Genomic DNA, 17,892 nt, shown 5'->3' with positions numbered 1-17,892 from the left:
CTCGTTCCGGGGCTCCGTCACTGATCACGCAGGGCTACCAAGGCGTCCGTGCGCTGATCGATCCACGTGCGCATCGAATCGACGCTCGCCTGCAGGGTTTCCCGGGTGAGGCCGTCGCTCACCGGGACGGTCGCGGCGATCTCGTCCAGGAGTTCGCCGGCACGCCCACTGCCGTACATCTGCTCGAACAGACCCCAGTAGGCACTCTCGTACACGGCCGTGAATGCGTCCGAGTCGAGGAGCCGGGTCTTCAGCGGATTGCCCATCGTCATCCCGGGCAATCCACCGTCCTGCGGTGGTGTCGGCACTTCCGGCGGCGGCATGCCCGCGCCGGGCCCGTCACCGCCGCGCCCCATCATGCCGACCGAGTCGTGCGGGCCGGCGCTCGTGTCGCCCTGCATCGCCAGGTTCAGATCCCAGGACACGACGGTGATCTTCTTCGTGTCCAGGTCGAACCAGAGGTAGTAGTTCTGGCCCGGTCCGGCCATGTCGTCACCGTTGACGAGCAGGTTCTGCGTCGCCACGTAGCGGGCGAAGGATTCGACGTCGACCCAGTCCCCCAGATGCGCGTCGAACTCTTCGCTGCTCGCCGTGTCCATCCATTTCAAGAAGTTCACGATCGGTTGCAGATTCCCGGTCCCGACGGCGTTGATCTGCTTGAACTGATCGGCATAGGACGACTGGTCGTCGTCGACGTACTCGAAACGCGAACTCGCATCTGCCTTGTACAGATAGCCGTCACCGTCGAACAACGAATTGGCGTAGCCGTCGTCGGGATGCTCGAGCAGCAGCCGCGTCGTCGTGGCGCTGCCGTTGATCGAGTACACCGTGTACGCGTATCGCTGTGTCGGCTGGCCGGTTTCGGCGGTGAGCGACAACGCCATCGCCTCGTTCAGCACCGGTGTTCCCGGGCGCACCGACAGCTCGGTCATGCCCTGATAGGCGCGGCCGGAGGAGTTCTCGTCGAAGCTGATGAGCAGCGGCAGCGAGGTCGGATCGTCCTCCGAAGCCGACGACATCATGCCACCCCTGTGCCCGGGAACGAAGTCCTCGGGCAGTTCTGATCCCTCCGGCGGTTCCAGGCCCTCCGGCGGCTGGAAACCCGATCCGCCGGGCACGGCGTCGTCGCCGCGCACTCCCATGAGGGTCGAGTTGCCCTTGAGCCGCACGGACACGTCGTTGACGAATGTGCCGTCTATCGTGAGATCGGCGAGGATCCACTTCTTCTCATCGGTCTTCTGGAAGGAGGTGATCATGTCGTCGTATTCGGCGTCGGATATCTCGAGAGACACGTCGTGCTGCACCGAACTGTCGAACAGATCGACGGTGCCGCTGATGTTGTCGGTGATCTCCGACGCGATGATCGCGGCGTCCCCGGTGATGTAGGGACGGATCCTGGCGGATCCGAACACGGTTCCCACGGTCGTGACGAACGCGACGAACACCACCAGCAGCGTCCAGTGCTGACGCAACGACGTCGGGATCCGATGTTTCAGCCGACGCCGCTGTTTCAGCGGACGCCGCGGACGGGGCTCGCCGCCGGTGGTCGTCCCGCTCATCAGATATCCGTCTGGTCGTATCCGGTCAGGACGGTGACGCGCTGGCCGGTGTTGACCGCGCTCAATGCCGCGATCAACTCGGACGACTTCTTACCCTTGCGCAACTGCGCCGTGTAGTACAGCTCGGTCAATGCTCCCGAACGGACGGATTCGGTGGAGACCAACTCGAATTCCGTGCAGAACCGGATGAGGACGTCTTCGACGAGCGCGTCGAACTCCGGCTCCGGCGGGACCTGAACCTTCACGACCTGGCGCTGCACATCGAGCTTGAACCAGGTGAACTTGTTCATGATCAGCAGAACGAGGCAGATCGCGACGGTCGCGGCGACGGCGAGGATGTAGAACCGGGTGCCGGTGGTCATGCCGATCGCCATCACCAGGAAGATGAACCCGACATCACGGGTTTCCTTGATGGCGTTGCGGAATCGCACGACCGACAATGCGCCGACGAGCGCGAACGCCCGGGCGATGTTCGACCCCACGACGAGCATGATCAGCGAGATGATCATGCCGACCATCACGAGCGTCTGCACGTAGGACTGGCTGTAGGAGACGTTCTTGTGGGTGTAACGGTAGACCCAGCCGATGACGGCGGACAGCACGAACGCGAGCGACAGCGACACGATGCTGTCGAATGTCGTGAACGTCCCACTGAGATCCTGCAGGTCGAAATTCATTGGTGTCCTATTGTTCGGAATTGGTACAGCAGCGCGAAAAACACTGCGTGGGTGGTCAACTCACGGCCGGGACCGGGCCGTCGAGGAGGTCGTCCGGGACGGGGTCGTCGTACCCGCCGGGCAGGATCAGTTCGGGCACGCCGATGCGCGAGCGCGGCGCCGACCCGAACGCCTGCACCGACTGGCAGTACTTCGACACGCGGATCACCGACATGTCCAGTCGTGCAGTCAGATCCGTCGCCCAGTACGGAACCCGCTCGTTCGCCTTGAGTTCGACGATGGCCAGCTTCGGCGGGATAGTGAAACGGTTCTCGGCGCCGGACGCGAAACGGAAGTCGCGGTCGCGGCCGTGCACCTTGTGATCGATCGTCACCCGCAGGCCGAGATCGGCTTCGCGGCCGACGAACGCCTCCCTCAGGTAGCCGGTGGTGACGATGGGCCGCAGATCGAGATTTCCGATCAGGGTGGTCACCTCGTTCACGAACGGCTGCTGCGCCGGACCGCAGTCGATCTTCTCGCGGCCGTCCAGCCACCGCCGCGCCGGCCCGTAGGGCAGTGCGATACGCCTCTTCTGGGTGACTCGGTTGACACGCTGCTTGATCTCGATCTGCACCGTGGTGTCGTCGGTGCAGTTCGCCGGGTTGCCGTACAACCGCATCCGGAGCTTGCGCCGGAACTTCAGGCCCTCGATCTTCTCCCAGTAGAAGCGCAGATCCGCGGTGTCGTAGTACAGCGAAGTCACCGGGTATCCCCCGCGAGGGGAGAACGGATCGGTGTCCATCCGGGCGGCGAGCTCGGCCCGCAGCTCCGGAACCTTCATCTCGTCGACGAGGTACTTGATCTCGTACCGGTTGAAGGCGTGCAGCTTGCTCGCCGTCAGTTGATAACCAGCGGGAACGGCCGGAACGTCCTCGGCCGACCCGGTTCGATCATGCGACGAGGATCGCTTCCGGAATCGATCGATGAGGCTCATTGGCGGCAACTCCCGGCTGATCGGTGGCAAATACGTGAACGCTCCGAGTACATCCGAGGACCTTCCCGGGAAGCTGGAAGGACGCTGGCAATCGCCTGTGAGGCGGCACTCCGGCCGAGCCTCGGGAACTTTCCGCCCCGTCGACGCATCCTACCGATCGACAGACGAAGCAGAATCCGCATGGGCTGCAAGGACTGTCGAAACCACATACACGAAACGGGAGGGTTCATGAGTTTGAAGTCGAGCATCGGTCGGGCAGCAGCGGGGTGCATCTTGGCGTTCGGTGCGATGTCGATCGGAGTCGGCGGCGGGGTCGCGACAGCGGCGGCAGACACGACGATCAACTGCCAGCCGATCCAGCCGGGCGACTACAATCCCCAGCCGGGCGTCTATACCCATCGGTGCGAAGTGTTGACCGACGGTGGGGTCATGGTCGAGTCGTTCCACGCATGAGGGCCACGTCAGTTCTCGCAGGACCGAGTCGCGTCCTGCGATGACATCCGAATGCCCCGAGCACTTCCCGGTGCTCGGGGCATTCGCCATCACGACCGGAACGGCATCACGCAGCGTCGCGCTGTGCGTTCGAAGACCACGGACCCGGCGGCACCCGCACTCAGCCGACGATCACGACCTCGAGGGTGCGCGGCCCATGCACGCCCTCGACACGTTCGAGTTCGATGTCCGACGTCGCCGACGGACCGCTGATCAACGTGGTCGGCCGTTCCGGCACGAGCCTCGCAAGCGCTTCCGGCACACCGACTTCGACGGTGCCGAGCGGCACGACGCAGACGTGCAGATCCGGCACGAGCGTCAACGCGCGCCGGCCCTGGTCCGCGCTGCCGTCGAGGAAGATGGTGCCGGTCTCGGCGCAGGACACCGTCGACGCGGTCACCACACCGTCCAGCGCCTCCAGTTCCGGTGCCGGAACGGCGGCCGAGTCGACGACAATCTCGCCTCGGAATTGTGTCAGCCAGGACTCGTCGAGACCCGCAGGCACCCCCACTCGCTCGACCTTCCGATCGGCGAGCACCCGGGCGAGGACTGCGGGCAATTCGTCGGCGCTGCACCGGTGCACGTGGGCCTTGTAGTCGAGCAAGCGATCCGCGAACAGCTCGTAGCGTTCGTCGTCGGGCAGGGTGCGGCCGGTGCGGTAGGCGCGCGGAATCGTCACGGGCGCGGGCGGTGCGAGCGTCAGCGCGTCGCGGATCCGGCCGAGCACCGTCTCGCGTGCGCTCATCGGTCGTCGCCTTCCCGCCGCGCCTGCGCGAGCGCCGCGCGGCCCTCGTCGGAGTCCCACCACTGCCGGAACGTCTGTTTCGGTGGTGCCGGGATGTCGCGGGTCGCGGTCCAGCCGCCGAGCGCGCCGGGCAGCGCGGAGATGGTGCCCTTCTTCCCGGCCACGATCCGGCCGCCGAGGCCGCCGGCCTTCTGCGCCGCGGTCCAGCGCCGCGACGACGACATCGCGATCGCCGCCGCCCTCATCGCCGCGGACTCGACGGTGAGTCCCGCGTGCTCGACCTTCTGGTGGCGCAGTTCGACGAGTAGGGAGGGGATGTCGATCTTGACGGGGCACGCGTCGAAGCACGCCCCGCACAGGCTCGATGCGAACGGCAGCGTCGCGTTCGGGTCGCCGGGTTCGCTCATGCCCGCGAGCTGCGGGGTGAGCACCGCCCCGATCGGACCCGGATAGGTCGAGCCGTAGGCGTGGCCGCCGGTGCGTTCGTAGACGGGGCACACGTTGAGGCATGCCGAGCATCGGATACAGTGCAGCGCTTCGCGTCCCACCGAATCGGCGAGCGCGGCGGTGCGGCCGTTGTCGAGCAGGATCAGGTGGAACTCCTGCGGTCCGTCGCCGGGGGTGACACCCGTCCACATCGACGTGTACGGGTTCATGCGCTCCCCCGTCGACGACCGCGGCAGCAATTGGAGGAACACCTCGAGGTCGCGGTAGGTGGGCAACAGCTTCTCGATGCCCATCACGGTGATGAGCGTCTGCGGCAGCGTCAGGCACATTCGCCCGTTGCCCTCGGATTCGACGACCGCGAGGGTGCCGGTCTCGGCGATCCCGAAGTTCGCGCCCGACACCGCGACCGGCACGGTCATGAACTTGTGGCGCAGGAACTTTCGCGCAGCTTCCGCGAGGTGCGCCGGGTTGTCGTCGAGATCCGGATCGACGCCCGGCATTTCGCGCAGGAAGATCTCACGGATCTCGGAACGGTTGCGGTGGATCGCGGGGACGAGGATGTGCGAGGGCGTGTCGTGGCCGAGCTGGACGATGAGTTCGGCCAGATCCGTCTCGTGCGCGACGATGCCCTCGGCTTCGAGGTATTCGTTGAGCCCGATCTCCTGGGTCGCCATGGATTTGACCTTGACGATCTCCCCGGACCCGGTGTCGCGCACCAGCTGCGCGACGAGCGCGTTCGCCTCGCCGGCGTCGGCGGCCCAGTGCACCATGCCGCCGCGCGCGATGACGGCGGCTTCGAGCTGTTCGAGCAGTTCGGGCAGGCGGGCGAGCACGTCCGCCTTGACGGCGGCGCCGGTGTCGCGAAGGGCCTGCCAGTCGGGCACCTCCCCGGTCACGCGCAGCCGCTTGGCGCGGATCGTGTGGGTGGCCTTGCCGATGTTGCGGCGCAACTGGCTGTTCCCGAGTTCGTGATGCGCTGCGTCCGGGAATGTTTCGACACCGCGCAGATTTCCGGAACCGCGCGGCGGGACGGTGGGGGTGCCGAGTGCGGTGGTGTTCATCCGGTCACCACCGGGGCGTCGACGGAGGCGAGGATCTCGGCGAGGTGCACGGTCCGGCCTCCGGCTTTCAGTCGCGACATGCCGCCGCCGATGTGCATCAGGCACGACGAATCGCCGGCCGCGCAGTATTCGGCGCCGGTGGCGGCGATGTTGCGGAGCTTGTCGGACAGCATGGCCGTGGATGTCTCGGCGTTCTTGATCGCGAACGTGCCGCCGAAACCGCAGCACGAGTCCGCTTCGGGGAGTTCCACCAGGTCGATGTCGCGGACGTTGCGCAGCAGCTGCAGCGGCTTGTCGCCGACGCGCAGCATGCGCAGCGAGTGACAGGTGGGGTGGTAGGTCACACGATGCGGGTAGCGGGCGCCGACATCGGTGACGCCGAGGACGTCGACGAGGAACTCCGACAGTTCGTACGTCTTGGCCTTGACCGTTTCGACGCGCCGACACAGCGCGGGGTCGCCGTAGCGTCGGGCGACGATCTCGTGCTGGTGCCGCACCGATCCGGCGCACGACCCGGACGGGACGACGACGGCGTCGACGGACGTGTCGCCGAAGGTGTCGACGTAGTTGCGCACCAGCGGCAGCGCGTCGGGCTGGTATCCGGTGTTGACGTGCATCTGTCCGCAGCAGGTCTGGCCGGGCGGGAACACGACATCGTGACCGAGCCGGGCCAGGAGCAGGGCCGTGGCTTTCACCGCACCGGGGAACAGGGTGTCCCCGAGGCAGGTGGCGAACAACGCGACTCGCATGGTGGATCTCCGCATCCGAACTGTGGGTTCGACCACAGTAGCGCGAGGGCCCGAAAGCTCGGTGAACGGAGCACCCCTCCCGATGGTGTACTGTGGAGAACGCAACGCGGGGTGGAGCAGCTCGGTAGCTCGCTGGGCTCATAACCCAGAGGTCGCAGGTTCAAATCCTGTCCCCGCTACCACCACCGGCCCGGACTCTCACGAGTCCGGGCCGGTTTCGTTGCTCCCGGGGTAGATTCCGCCTTGTGCGACCTGTCAGGCAGGCAACCGGGAGAGTGCGATGAGTGAGGACAAGCCGAGCGAGCCACCATCCCGGCAGCGCAACACACCCCGTTGGCTGCGGCCCGCCGTCTTGTACGTCCTGCTCGCGGTCGCCGCCTACCAACTCTCGGGTTGGCTGTTCGTCAACCTGCGCGACTTCCTCGGATTGCTGTTCCTGGCGTGGTTGCTGAGCATCACGCTCGAACCGGTCGTGGACCGGCTCGACCGGTTCGGAATGCGGCGCGGCGCCGCCACCGGGCTGGTGCTGTTCGGCCTGATCGCGTTCGTGATCGGGTTTCTCGCGTTGTTCGGGACGCTGCTCGCCGAGCAGCTCGGCCAGTTGCTCAAGGCACTTCCCGACGCGATCACCACGGCCACCGAATGGTCCAACCGCACCTTCGACACGAACTTCTCGACCGGCGACGAACTCATCAAGCTCACCCCCGAGACCATCAAGGATCTCGCGCAGCGGTTCACCCCCGGTGTGCTCGGCGTGGTGTCCTCCGTGGTGAGCGTCGTGTTCCAGGCCCTCACACTGCTGCTGTTCGTGTTCTACATGTCGGCGGAGGGTCCCTCGCTGCGGCGCACCATCTCGAGCTGGTTCCCCGCCCGGCAACAGAAGATCATCGCGACGGTGTGGGAAACATCCGTCGAGAAGGCCGGCGGGTACGTCGTGTCCCGGCTGATCCTCGGGGCCATCAGCGCCATCGGCACCGGCATCTTCCTGATGATCATCGGTGTGCCCTACTGGCTGCCGCTCGCACTGTGGACGGGCATCGTGTCGCAGTTCGTCCCGACCCTGGGCACCTATCTCGCGATCGCACTGCCCGCGATCATCGCCGCCGCCAACGACCCCATCGACGGACTGTGGGTCGTGCTCTTCGGTACCGCCTATCAGCAGGTCGAGAACTACGTGCTGCACCCGCGTATCACGTCGCGGACCGTGTCGATCCACCCCGCGGTCGCGTTCGGGTCGGTGATCGTGGGGGCGTCGCTGTTCGGAGCGATGGGCGCCCTGGTGTCCGTCCCGGTCGTCGCGGTGCTGCAGGCCCTCGTCGAAACGTACGGTCACCGTTACGAACTCGTCGTCCAGCCGGGCGAGACCGACCGCGCCGAGCCGCCGGGCAAGGACGAGGACGAGGACTGAAGGCGCGCTTCGCGCCTACCGCGCCGCCATGTCCCGCACCGCCACGTGCGCGAACAGCATGCTCGCGCCGATCGGGTTGCCCCCACCCGGGTACACCGTGCCGCTGGCCGCGGCCATCGTGTTGCCCGCCGCGTAGAGGCCCGGAATCGGCTCGCCGGCCGGCGTCAGGACCCGCGCGGACGGATCGGTGCGCAACCCGCCCTTCGTGCCCAGATCGGAGATCCCGAACGCCGCCGCGTGGAACGGGCCCTGCTCGATCGGGACCATCGGGGACTTTCCGCCGGAGAACGCCCGGTCGTACGGTTCGTCGCCGCGGCCGAAGTCCTCGTCGACCCCGGAGGCGGCGAACTCGTTGTAGCGGGCGACGGTCGCGACCAGCGTGTCGGCGGGGACACCGATCTGCTCGGCGAGTTCCTCGAGGGTCTCCCCCGTCTTCCACAGACCGGCCGCGACGTACTTCTCGGTCTCGACCATCGGCACATTCGTTGCCTTGACGGGCGGAACACCGTCGTCCTTGTTGTCGTAGATCATCCAGAACGGCAACGTCACCGAACCGTCGTCCATCTGCGCGATGATGTCCCGTCCGAGACGGTCGTAGGGTGCCGACTCGTTGACGAACCGCTTGCCGTCCTGGTTGACGAAGATGCCGCCGGTGAACCACAGCGCGAACGCCGAGCGCCCGTCCGGATGGGTCATGCCGGGCGACCACCATGCCTCGCCCATGAGGTCGGTGTCGGCGCCGGCGGCGATGCCCGCCAGGTGCGCCTTGCCGAGATTCGACCACGGCCCCATCGAATCCCGTGCCACACCGGGAACGCCGTACTCGGCGCGCATCTCGTCGTTCTGCTCGAACCCGCCGGCCGCGAGCACGACACCACGCCGGGCACGGATTGCGCGACGCTCACCGTCGTGTTCGACGATGCCGCCGACGACCGTGCCGTCCTCGACGACGAGGTCGACGAGCGGCGTGTTCCGGTGGGTGCTCACGTGTGGGAACTTCTTCAGCGCCAACAGGAATCGGCCGACAAGTGCGCGGCCGCCGATGAGATGTCCGGGCAGTGCGTCGCCGTTGCGTTCGCGGCCGAGGGGTCCACGGACGGACTCGTTGAGGTCCTCGATTCCCTTCCCGGACAGCGGTGCCGGAGCGATGTGCCGGCCCGTCGCGCTGGCCTTGGGTGCCTTGCCGAAGTAGTCGGGCCACGGCAGCACCTGGAATTCCAGATCCGCGTCGATTTCGAGATAGTCGATGAGCGGGGCGCCGCCGGTGACGTATGCGTCCTGCAGTTCGCGGGGCGTGCGGTCGCCGACCACCGCGTGGTAGTAGGTGAGGGCGTCCTCGATGGTGTCGTCGTCGCCGGCGCGGCGCAGCACCGCGTTCGTCGGGAACCACACGCCGCCGCCACCGGAATAGGCGGTGGTGCCACCGAACTGCTCCGAGGCCTCGACGAGGATCACCGACAGGCCCTCACGGGCTGCGGTGTACGCGCCGCAGCACCCTCCGGCTCCCGACCCGACGACGAGCACGTCGCATTCTTCCGCCCAGTCCACCATCATTGCTCCCGATCGCTCGATCTCAGGCCGTCGAGCAGGAGGCTAGCGGCCCGATCGGCCTCGGCAGGCGAGTATCCCGGCCACCGGGAGATCCGGGCGGTGTTCATCCCCGAAGGGTGCACCCACCGAAGCGCAGCGTCGCCCGTCGGCCCTGTGCGGGCCGGCGGGCGACGGGAAGACGAGCGTCAGACGATCAGTGTCGCGGCGGTCGCGGCAACGACCTCCTCGCCACTGACTCCGGGAGCCGTCTCGACGAGCTTCAGGCCCTCGTCGGTGACGTCGATGACTGCCATGTCGGTGATGATCCGCTGGACGCAGCGCTTGCCGGTGAGCGGCAGGGTGCATTCCTCGAAGATCTTCGGCTCACCCTTCTTCGTGACGTGTTCCATCATCACGATGACGCGTCGCGCGCCGTGCACGAGGTCCATCGCACCGCCCATGCCCTTGACCATGGCACCGGGGATCATCCAGTTGGCGATGTCGCCCTTCGCGCTGACCTGCATCGCCCCGAGGACGGCGACGTCGATCTGGCCGCCGCGGATCATCCCGAAGGACTGCGACGAATCGAAGAACGAGGCGCCGGGAACGACGGTGATGAGTTCCTTGCCTGCGTTGATGAGTTCGGGATCGATCTCGTCCTCGTACGGGTACGGGCCGACGCCGAGCACACCGTTCTCCGAGTGCAGAATGACCTCGATGCCGGGATCGAGGAAGTTCGGGACCAGCGTGGGCATGCCGATGCCGAGGTTGACGTACTGCCCGTCGGACAGTTCCTGCGCGACACGCGCGGCCATCTGCTCGCGGGTCAGTTTCTTGGTGGCTGCCTGAGTCATGAACGGACCGTCCTGTTTTCGATGCCGACGGTGACAGGGCCGACGGGCACGACGCGCTGTACGTGGATGCCCGGCGTGTGGATCTCGTTCGGATCCAGCTCGCCGGGTTCGACGAGGTATTCGACCTGCGCGATGGTGATGCGACCCGAGGTCGCGGCCGGCGGGTTGAAGTTGCGGGCGCTCTGCCGGTAGACGAGGTTGCCGTGCCGGTCGCCCTTCCATGCGTGGACCAGGGCGTAGTCGGCGACGATGCCGCGTTCCATCACGTAGGTGACGCCGTCGAAGTCGCGGGTTTCCTTCGGCGGGGATACCACCGCGATGCCGCCCTTGCCGTCGTAGCGCAGCGGCAGTCCGCCCTCTTCGACCTGGGTGCCGACACCGGCCGGGGTGAAGAACGCCGGGATACCGGCGCCGCCGGCGCGCATGCGCTCGGCGAGGGTGCCCTGCGGGGTCAGCTCGACCTCGAGTTCCCCGGCGAGGTACTGGCGCGCGAACTCCTTGTTGGCGCCGACGTACGAGGAGATGGTCCGGCGGATGCGGCCCTTCTCCAGCAGCACACCGAGACCGAAGCCGTCGGTTCCGCAGTTGTTGCTGACCGTCTCGAGGTCGGTGGCGCCCTGGTCGAGGAGGGCATCGATGAGGATTTCGGGGACGCCGACCAGGCCGAATCCGCCGACAGCGATCGTGGCGCCGTCCGGGATGTCGGCTACGGCCTCGGCGGCGGTGGCAACGACTTTGTCCATGACCGAAGGATAGCGGGTCTTGTACGCATTGTGAACCCTCGTCCGTAATACGAACAACGGCTATGCTGAGGTGCATGACCGTCACGCTCAACTACGAACGGCACGGCGACCCCGCCGCCCCACCCGTGGTGCTCCTCGGCTCGCTGGGATCCGACCTGTCGATGTGGGCACCCCAGATCGACGCCCTGTCCGCCGTCGCGCACGTCCTCGTCGTCGACCATCGTGGACACGGGAAATCACCTGCGCCCCAAGGTCCTTACACACTCGACGAACTCGGCGGCGACATCGTGGCGCTGCTCGACGATCTCGGTCTCGACGCCGTGCACTTCGTCGGGCTGTCCCTGGGCGGGGCCGTCGGACAGTGGCTCGCCGCGCACCACCCCGAGCGGGTCCGCACCCTCACCTTGCTGTGCACCTCCGCCGCGTTCGCCCCGGCCGGACCGTGGCACGACCGCGCCGCGACCGTGCGCACCGGGGGCCTGGCCTCCATCGCCGAATCCATCGTGGACCGCTGGTTCACCGCCGGCCTGCGCGACCGCGATCCCGCCCTCGTCGCCCGGCACGTCGACATGGTGAAGTCGACGGCCGACGAAGGCTACGCCGCATGCTGCGAAGCACTCGCCACCTGGGACGGACGGCCCGACCTCGCGCGCATCACCGCCCCGACCCTGGTCGTCGCCGGTGCGCAGGACCCCGCGACCCCGCCCGCCACCATGCGCGCACTCGCCGAGGGCATCGCGGGCGCCACCTTCCACGTCGTCGATCCGGGTGCGCACCTCGCAAACGTCGAGCAGGCCGACCGCATCACCGAACTGGTGGTCGCGCACTTCGCGAACGACCGCTGACAGATGCGTGGAAGTATTGCGCCCGCCAGGCACGGACACGAGGGGGATGAGCGGATCGTGAGCGAGATCGATACGACGACGGACACTCCCGGCGCTTCCCCCGACTTCGTGCAGTCGCTGGCGCGGGGGCTGAGCGTGGTCAAGGCGTTCGACGCGGCGCACCCCCAGCGCACCCTCAGCGACGTCGCCAAGGCCACCGGCCTGACCCGCGCGACCGCACGCCGGTTCCTGCTGACCCTCGCCGAACTCGGATACGTCCGTACGGACGGGTCACGGTTCTGGCTGACGCCGCGCGTCCTCGAACTCGGCTACAGCTACCTGTCGAGCCTGACGTTGCCCGACGTCGCGCGCCCGCACCTCGAGGCGCTGGCGGCGGCGGTGCGCGAATCGACGTCGGTGTCGGTGCTCGACGGCGACGACATCGTGTACGTGGCGCGGGTGCCGGTCACCCGGATCATGACCGTGTCCATCACCCTCGGCACCCGCTTCCCCGCGCACGCGACGTCGATGGGCCGGGTGCTGCTCGCCGGGCTCACCCCGGCCGGACTCGACGCGTATCTGGCCCGTGCCGAACTGACACCCCTGACCGGCCGGACGGTCGTGACCGCCGACGACCTGCGTGCCCAACTCGACCGCGTGCGCCGCGACGGATACTGCGTCGTCGACCAGGAACTCGAGGAGGGCCTGCGTTCGCTCGCGGCTCCGATCCGCGATGCGTCGGGAGCGGTCGTCGCCGCGGTGAACATCTCGACACACGCGGCCCGCTACACCCGCGAGGTCGTCGACGAGGAGCTGGTCCCCGCGGTGGTCGCCGCGGCAGCCGCCATCTCCGCCGACCTCGCCAGCACCCAAACACATTAGGTACCAACGAAACCGAGGAACAACCATGCATGACGTCGTGATCTGCGAACCCCTGCGCACCCCGGTCGGCCGCTTCGGCGGCGTACTCTCCGCGGTCGCGCCGGAAGATCTCGCCGCGACCGTGATCCGCGAAATCGTCACCCGCACCGGAATATCGGGTGCAGATGTCGACGACGTCATCCTCGGGCAGGCCTCTCCCAACGGCGAATCCCCCGCCATCGGCCGGGTCGCGGCGCTCAATGCCGGTCTCGGCGTCGACGTCCCGGGTCTGCAGGTCGACCGGCGGTGCGGCTCGGGTCTGCAGGCGATCATCCAGGCCGTGATGCAGGTGCAGACCGGCGGGAGCGAGCTGATTCTCGCGGGCGGCGCGGAATCGATGAGCCAGGCCGAGTTCTACGCGACCGGCATGCGATGGGGCGTCAAGGGTGAGGCCGTCGCGCTCAACGACCGCCTGGCGCGCGCCCGGGTCACCGCCGGTGGACGCGACTTCCCGGTCCCGGGCGGAATGATCGAGACGGCCGAGAACCTGCGCGCGGAGTTCTCCATCAGCCGCACCGACCAGGACGCACTCGCCGTCCAGTCCCATCAGCGTGCGGTCGCGGCCCAGAAGAACGGCGTGTTCGCGCAGGAGATCGTGCCGGTGCCGGTGCCGCAGCGCAAGGGCGATCCCGTGCTGGTCGACACCGACGAGCACCCCCGCGCCGACACGAGCCTCGAAACGCTCGCCAAGCTCCGTCCGATCCGCGGCAAGGTCGACCGGAACGCGACCGTCACCGCCGGCAATGCGAGCGGCCAGAACGACGGTGCCGCGCTGGCAATCGTCACGACCGCGGAGAAGGCCGCGGCACTCGGACTGCGACCGCTCGCCCGCCTCGCGAGCTGGGCGGTCGCCGGCGTCCCGCCGCGCACGATGGGCATCGGCCCGGTCCCCGCGACCACACAGGCCCTCGGCAGGCTCGGTCTCTCGCTCGCCGACCTCGACGTCATCGAACTCAACGAGGCTTTCGCCGCCCAGGCCCTCGCCGTGACCCGGACGTGGGGCCTCGAACCCGACGACCCGCGCCTGAACCCCAACGGCTCCGGCATCTCCCTGGGTCACCCCGTCGGCGCCACCGGCGGACGGATCCTGGCGACCCTGCTCCGTGAGCTCGACCGCCGCGAGGGTCGCTACGGACTCGAAACCATGTGCATCGGCGGCGGCCAGGGTCTCGCCGCGGTCTTCGAACGCGTCGTCTGAACCCGTTGACGGGAACCATCATTCGGCCCGCCCGGGTGAAGGTTCCCATCACCCGGGCGGTCAGGACTCCGGAGCGACCCGCACGACGAGCTTGCCGAAGTTCCTGCCCTCGAGCAGCCCGACGAACGCGTCCGGCGCGGCGTCCAGTCCGTCGACGATGTCCTCCCGATACCTCAACGTGCCGCTGCGGACCCACTCGGAGGCGTCGCGGAGGAAGTCGTCGTGCATCTCCCGCACGAACTCGGACTGGATGAACCCGCGGACGGTCAGGCTCTTGACCAGAATCGTCCCGAAGAAGGCCGGCAAGCGATCCGGCGCGTCGGTGGCTACCGTGTTGTATTGAGACACCAACCCGCACACCGGCATCCGTGCATACAGGTTCAGCAGCGGGATCACCGCCGCCGTGACGGACCCGCCGACGTTCTCGAAGTAGACGTCGATGCCGTCCGGCACCGCCTCGCGCAGCCGCTCCGCGAAATCGGGGGCGCGGTGGTCGACGGCCGCATCGAATCCGAGGTCGTCGAGCAGATGCCGGCACTTTTCAGGTCCGCCGGCGATCCCGACCGCCCGGGCACCTTTGATCTTCGCGATCTGCCCGACCGCGGACCCGACGGGACCGCTCGCCGCCGCGACCACGACGGTCTCCCCCGCCTTCGGCTGCCCGATCTTCAACAGCCCCGAATACGCGGTGAAACCGGGCATGCCGAGGACACCGAGCGCCGTCGACAGCGGCGCCGCCTCCGGATCGAGCTTGCGCACCGCTCGCCCGTCGACGACGGCGTGCGTCTGCCAGCCGGTGCCCGCCAGCACGTAGTCGCCCTCCGCGAAGTTCGGGTGCCGCGACGTGACGACCTGCGCGACCGTCGCCCCGACCATCACCGCATCGAGCTCCACCGGCGGGGCGTAGGACTTCGCGGCGCTCATCCGTCCCCGCATGTACGGATCGAGCGACAGATACACCACCCGCACCAAGAGCTGACCGTCCCCGGGCTCGGGAACCGCGACGGTTTCGGTGCGGAAGTTCTCCGCGGTGGGCGCACCGACGGGTCGGGAGGCGAGGACGATCCGGGTGCTCTGGACATTCGTGGAGTCGCTCATGCGTCTCAGTGTGCCCGCCCGCGCCCGTACCTGTACGCCCGCACGCCCGGGCGAAGGCTTCCGCCCCCGGGCGCAACGGCTGCGCCCCGGACGGGAGCCGTCCGGGGCGCAGTTCGTCGGGATTCGGTCAGGCGATGGCCGGTGCGGGTTCGCGTTCGACGTCCGGGGTGTCCTCGGCAGTCGGTTCCTCCGCGACGGCGGCCGATTCGTTCCCGGCCGGAACCGGCTCCGCGGTCTGCGCATAGTAGAAATGCGGACGCCGGTGTCCGAGGAACGAACCGCACCACGACATCACCGCGATGTAGCGGTTGCGGAAGCCCACCAGGTACACGAGGTGCACCGCGAGCCACAGCACCCACGCGATGAAACCGGTGAGTTCGACCTTGCCGACGCGGGTGATGGCGCGGAACCGGTTGATGATCGCCATGCTGCCCTTGTCCCGGTACTGGAACGGGGTGCCGGCGGGGATCTTGCCGAGGATCATCTTCGCGACATGGCGGCCGCCCTGCATCGCGAACGGCGACTGCGCGGGCAGGTTGTCCAGCGTGACCATGTCGCCGATCGCGTAGATGTTGTCGGCGCGGCCGACGGTGAAGTCGTTGTCGACGAGCAGCCGGCCACCACGGACGGTGTCGCAGCCGGTGCGCTCGGCGAGGACGCCCGCGAAGTCGTTGGCTTGGATGCCGGCCGACCAGATGATCGTCTCGGCGGTGAGCCGGCGCGTCTCCTCGGTCGACGGCGTCGACAGGGTCGCACCGTGCTCGTCGATGTCGGTGACCATGGTGTTCAGCACCACGTCGACACCGGCCTTCTCGAGCGATTCCTTCGAGTAGTCGCTGAGCTTGCCACCGAACGGCGGGAGGACCTTGTCGGCGCCCTCGACGAGGGTGACGGTGACGTCGGCGGCGTTGATGTTGCCGATCGACTCCGCGAAGTAGCGCTGCGCGAGCTCCTTGATCTGGCCGGCCAGCTCCACACCGGTCGGGCCTGCGCCGACGACGATGAAGCTGAGCAGGTTCTTGCGGAGCTCGGGATCGGTGGTGATGTGCGCTTCCTCGAAGCACCGGATGATCTGGCGGCGCAGCTTCTCCGCGTCGTCGACCGTCTTGAGGGCGAACGTCAGGTCGGCGAACTCGTCGCGGCCGAAGTACGCCTGACGGGCGCCGGTCGCGGCGACGAGATGCTTGTAGCCGAGGGTGTGGCGCTTGCCGGCGGCCTCGTAGACGACGGTGTTCGCTTCGGGGTCGACATCGACGACGCGGCCGAGCCGGACGTCGGCGTTCGGGTACTTGGCGAGGATCGCACGCACCGAGGGGGCGATCTCACCGGGCGAGATGACACCCGTGGCGACCTGATACAGCAGCGGCTGGAACAGATGCTCGGTGGTCTCGGAGATCAGCACGAACGGGGTGCCCGCCTTCCCGAGCTTCTTCGCGGTCGCGAGGGCACCGAAGCCCGAACCCACGATGACGACGTCCGTCCGGTCGAACTCTGCATCGCCCATAACTGCCCAAACCTCCACACTGAAGTCGACTGAAGTCGATGTATGAGATCCAACGTATGTATCCGCCTCGCTCCGGTCCACTAACCTGGGAGATTCGAAATACTGTTATCTGATTTGCTCATAAATAGGAGGGTGATGGACTTCCGGCAACTCCGGTACTTCATGGCCGTCGGCGAGGAGTCGAGCTTCTCCCGTGCCGCGCAACGATGCTTCATCTCGCAGTCGGCGATCAGCCATCAGATCGCGAAGCTCGAGAACGAACTGGGCACCAGCCTGTTCGAGCGGTCCACCCGCGTCGTCCGGCTCACCGACGCGGGCCAGCGCCTCATGCCGATCGCCGCCGAGGTCCTCGCCCTCGAAACGCGCGCCCTCGACGTGGGGAGACCGCCACGCAACCGCATTCGGATCAGCGCGAACATGAGCTTCGCCGCACAGAGCCTCGACGCGATCTCCCGGGTCCGCCAGCAGCACCCCAACCTCGACGTCGAGTTCGTCATCAAGGACTTCACGGACCGGGTGAACGCGGTCGCCTCCGGTGATGCCGACCTCGCCCTCATCCGCGGCGACATCGACCGGCCCGAACTCGAGACGATCGAGCTCGGCGTCGAAGACCTCGTCATCGTCACCTCCAGCCAGCATCCGCTGTCCGCGTTCTCGACGGTGGACCTCGGCGAACTCGCGCACTATCCGCTGCTGCTGCCGCCGCGGCACAGCCAGATCCTCATCCACCGGGTCGTCGAGGACGCGTTCCTCGAGGTCGGACGGCGGGTGCGGCTCGGCCCGGCCATCGCAAGCGACCACACCGCGACGCTCGAGGTCCTCACCAACCCGCGGGCATGGACGGTGATGTACGCCGGCACCGTCGATGCGACGTCCCGCACCGGCCTGCGGATCATGCGCGAATCGCGGCAGTTGCTGCGCGTGCCGGTCTGCGCCGTCGTCCGCGCCGGAACCACCCGCACCCCCGAGTTCGACCACCTCATGCAGGCACTGGCCCGATCGATCGTGCCGTCCGGTTGACGTCTTCCGTGGTCCACATGCCGGGCATTCCTGCCGGTGCCGAAAGACACGCGGTGGGCACGCGCTTCACAGCGCGCCACCGGACAGGC

General features: G+C 67.7%; 16 protein-coding genes, 1 tRNA gene and 1 pseudogene. 7 read left to right on the top strand and 11 right to left on the bottom strand.

Annotated features, from left to right (window positions below):
* Nucleotides 1-17: 17 nt before the first annotated feature.
* The 3 genes from RZ1_RS21325 to RZ1_RS21315 are packed head-to-tail and all read right to left on the bottom strand — an operon-like array spanning nucleotide 18 to nucleotide 3,209.
* Complete coding sequence (locus RZ1_RS21325) at nucleotides 18-1,559, bottom strand: CotH kinase family protein (protein WP_174565228.1); 1,542 nt, start codon at nucleotides 1,557-1,559, stop codon at nucleotides 18-20.
* Nucleotides 1,559-2,236 carry a DUF4956 domain-containing protein gene (locus tag RZ1_RS21320; RefSeq protein ID WP_072814518.1) on the bottom strand — a complete coding sequence of 226 codons (678 nt, stop codon included), beginning with the start codon at nucleotides 2,234-2,236 and terminating at the stop codon, nucleotides 1,559-1,561. The genes RZ1_RS21325 and RZ1_RS21320 overlap by 1 nt, the downstream gene beginning before the upstream one ends.
* A 55-nt stretch (nucleotides 2,237-2,291) precedes the next feature.
* On the bottom strand, nucleotides 2,292-3,209 hold the full coding sequence (locus RZ1_RS21315; RefSeq protein ID WP_072814517.1) for a polyphosphate polymerase domain-containing protein: 918 nt from the start codon (nucleotides 3,207-3,209) through the stop codon (nucleotides 2,292-2,294).
* A gap of 228 nt (nucleotides 3,210-3,437) precedes the next feature.
* On the opposite strand from RZ1_RS21315, the gene RZ1_RS21310 reads away from it, so the two are divergent.
* Nucleotides 3,438-3,662, top strand: coding sequence for a hypothetical protein (locus tag RZ1_RS21310; protein WP_072814516.1), 225 nt, complete (start codon nucleotides 3,438-3,440; stop codon nucleotides 3,660-3,662).
* Nucleotides 3,663-3,822: 160 nt separating this feature from the next.
* Here RZ1_RS21310 and RZ1_RS21305 read toward each other — a convergent pair whose 3' ends face one another.
* Genes RZ1_RS21305 through RZ1_RS21295 form a run of 3 tightly spaced genes read right to left on the bottom strand, consistent with a single transcriptional unit; the run spans nucleotide 3,823 to nucleotide 6,703 of the window.
* Entirely contained in the window at nucleotides 3,823-4,446 is a 624-nt protein-coding gene (locus RZ1_RS21305) for a LutC/YkgG family protein (RefSeq protein WP_072814515.1), read from the bottom strand.
* Nucleotides 4,443-5,954, bottom strand: a complete 1,512-nt coding sequence (locus RZ1_RS21300; RefSeq protein WP_072814514.1) for a lactate utilization protein B — start codon at nucleotides 5,952-5,954, stop codon at nucleotides 4,443-4,445. Before RZ1_RS21300 ends, RZ1_RS21305 begins: the two co-directional genes overlap by 4 nt.
* Nucleotides 5,951-6,703, bottom strand: a complete 753-nt coding sequence (locus RZ1_RS21295; protein ID WP_072814513.1) for a (Fe-S)-binding protein — start codon at nucleotides 6,701-6,703, stop codon at nucleotides 5,951-5,953. Before RZ1_RS21295 ends, RZ1_RS21300 begins: the two co-directional genes overlap by 4 nt.
* A gap of 105 nt (nucleotides 6,704-6,808) precedes the next feature.
* On the opposite strand from RZ1_RS21295, the gene RZ1_RS21290 reads away from it, so the two are divergent.
* Nucleotides 6,809-6,885, top strand: a tRNA-Met gene (locus RZ1_RS21290).
* A 98-nt stretch (nucleotides 6,886-6,983) separates the two neighbouring features.
* Nucleotides 6,984-8,111 carry an AI-2E family transporter gene (locus tag RZ1_RS21285; protein WP_072814512.1) on the top strand — a complete coding sequence of 376 codons (1,128 nt, stop codon included), beginning with the start codon at nucleotides 6,984-6,986 and terminating at the stop codon, nucleotides 8,109-8,111.
* A gap of 15 nt (nucleotides 8,112-8,126) precedes the next feature.
* On the opposite strand, the gene RZ1_RS21280 is transcribed toward RZ1_RS21285, so the two are convergent.
* The 3 genes from RZ1_RS21280 to RZ1_RS21270 form a co-directional block, all read right to left on the bottom strand.
* The gene (locus RZ1_RS21280) at nucleotides 8,127-9,683 is read right to left on the bottom strand and encodes an FAD-binding protein (protein WP_280522836.1); all 1,557 of its coding nucleotides are present in this window, start codon (nucleotides 9,681-9,683) and stop codon (nucleotides 8,127-8,129) included.
* A gap of 164 nt (nucleotides 9,684-9,847) precedes the next feature.
* The gene (locus tag RZ1_RS21275) at nucleotides 9,848-10,495 is read right to left on the bottom strand and encodes a CoA transferase subunit B (RefSeq protein ID WP_072814510.1); all 648 of its coding nucleotides are present in this window, start codon (nucleotides 10,493-10,495) and stop codon (nucleotides 9,848-9,850) included.
* Entirely contained in the window at nucleotides 10,492-11,238 is a 747-nt protein-coding gene (locus RZ1_RS21270; protein ID WP_072814509.1) for a CoA transferase subunit A, read from the bottom strand. The genes RZ1_RS21275 and RZ1_RS21270 overlap by 4 nt, the downstream gene beginning before the upstream one ends.
* 74 nt (nucleotides 11,239-11,312) lie before the next feature.
* Here RZ1_RS21270 and pcaD point away from each other — a divergent pair.
* The 3 genes and pseudogenes from pcaD to RZ1_RS21255 form a co-directional block, all read left to right on the top strand.
* Nucleotides 11,313-12,071, top strand: a pseudogene (gene pcaD / locus RZ1_RS21265) (3-oxoadipate enol-lactonase); the annotation flags it as partial.
* A gap of 78 nt (nucleotides 12,072-12,149) precedes the next feature.
* Nucleotides 12,150-12,944, top strand: a complete 795-nt coding sequence (locus tag RZ1_RS21260) for an IclR family transcriptional regulator domain-containing protein (protein WP_372481619.1) — start codon at nucleotides 12,150-12,152, stop codon at nucleotides 12,942-12,944.
* Nucleotides 12,945-12,969: 25 nt separating this feature from the next.
* Complete coding sequence (locus RZ1_RS21255) at nucleotides 12,970-14,181, top strand: acetyl-CoA C-acetyltransferase (RefSeq protein ID WP_072814507.1); 1,212 nt, start codon at nucleotides 12,970-12,972, stop codon at nucleotides 14,179-14,181.
* A 60-nt stretch (nucleotides 14,182-14,241) separates the two neighbouring features.
* Here the strand turns inward: RZ1_RS21255 and curA are convergent, their stop codons facing one another.
* A complete protein-coding gene (gene curA / locus RZ1_RS21250) occupies nucleotides 14,242-15,279 on the bottom strand; it encodes an NADPH-dependent curcumin/dihydrocurcumin reductase (protein ID WP_072814506.1) in 1,038 nt (345 codons plus the stop codon).
* Nucleotides 15,280-15,406: 127 nt separating this feature from the next.
* Nucleotides 15,407-16,783, bottom strand: a complete 1,377-nt coding sequence (locus RZ1_RS21245) for an NAD(P)/FAD-dependent oxidoreductase (protein WP_072814505.1) — start codon at nucleotides 16,781-16,783, stop codon at nucleotides 15,407-15,409.
* A gap of 135 nt (nucleotides 16,784-16,918) precedes the next feature.
* Here RZ1_RS21245 and RZ1_RS21240 point away from each other — a divergent pair, with 135 nt between their 5' ends.
* The gene (locus tag RZ1_RS21240) at nucleotides 16,919-17,803 is read left to right on the top strand and encodes a LysR family transcriptional regulator (protein WP_072814578.1); all 885 of its coding nucleotides are present in this window, start codon (nucleotides 16,919-16,921) and stop codon (nucleotides 17,801-17,803) included.
* The last annotated feature ends 89 nt before the right edge of the window (nucleotides 17,804-17,892 follow it).

The sequence above is a fragment of the Rhodococcus zopfii NBRC 100606 = JCM 9919 genome (assembly GCF_001895025.1).
Lineage (GTDB): Bacteria > Actinomycetota > Actinomycetes > Mycobacteriales > Mycobacteriaceae > Rhodococcus > Rhodococcus zopfii.
Note: the sequence above shows the minus strand (reverse complement) of the source record. Positions and strands in the feature narration are given on the sequence as shown.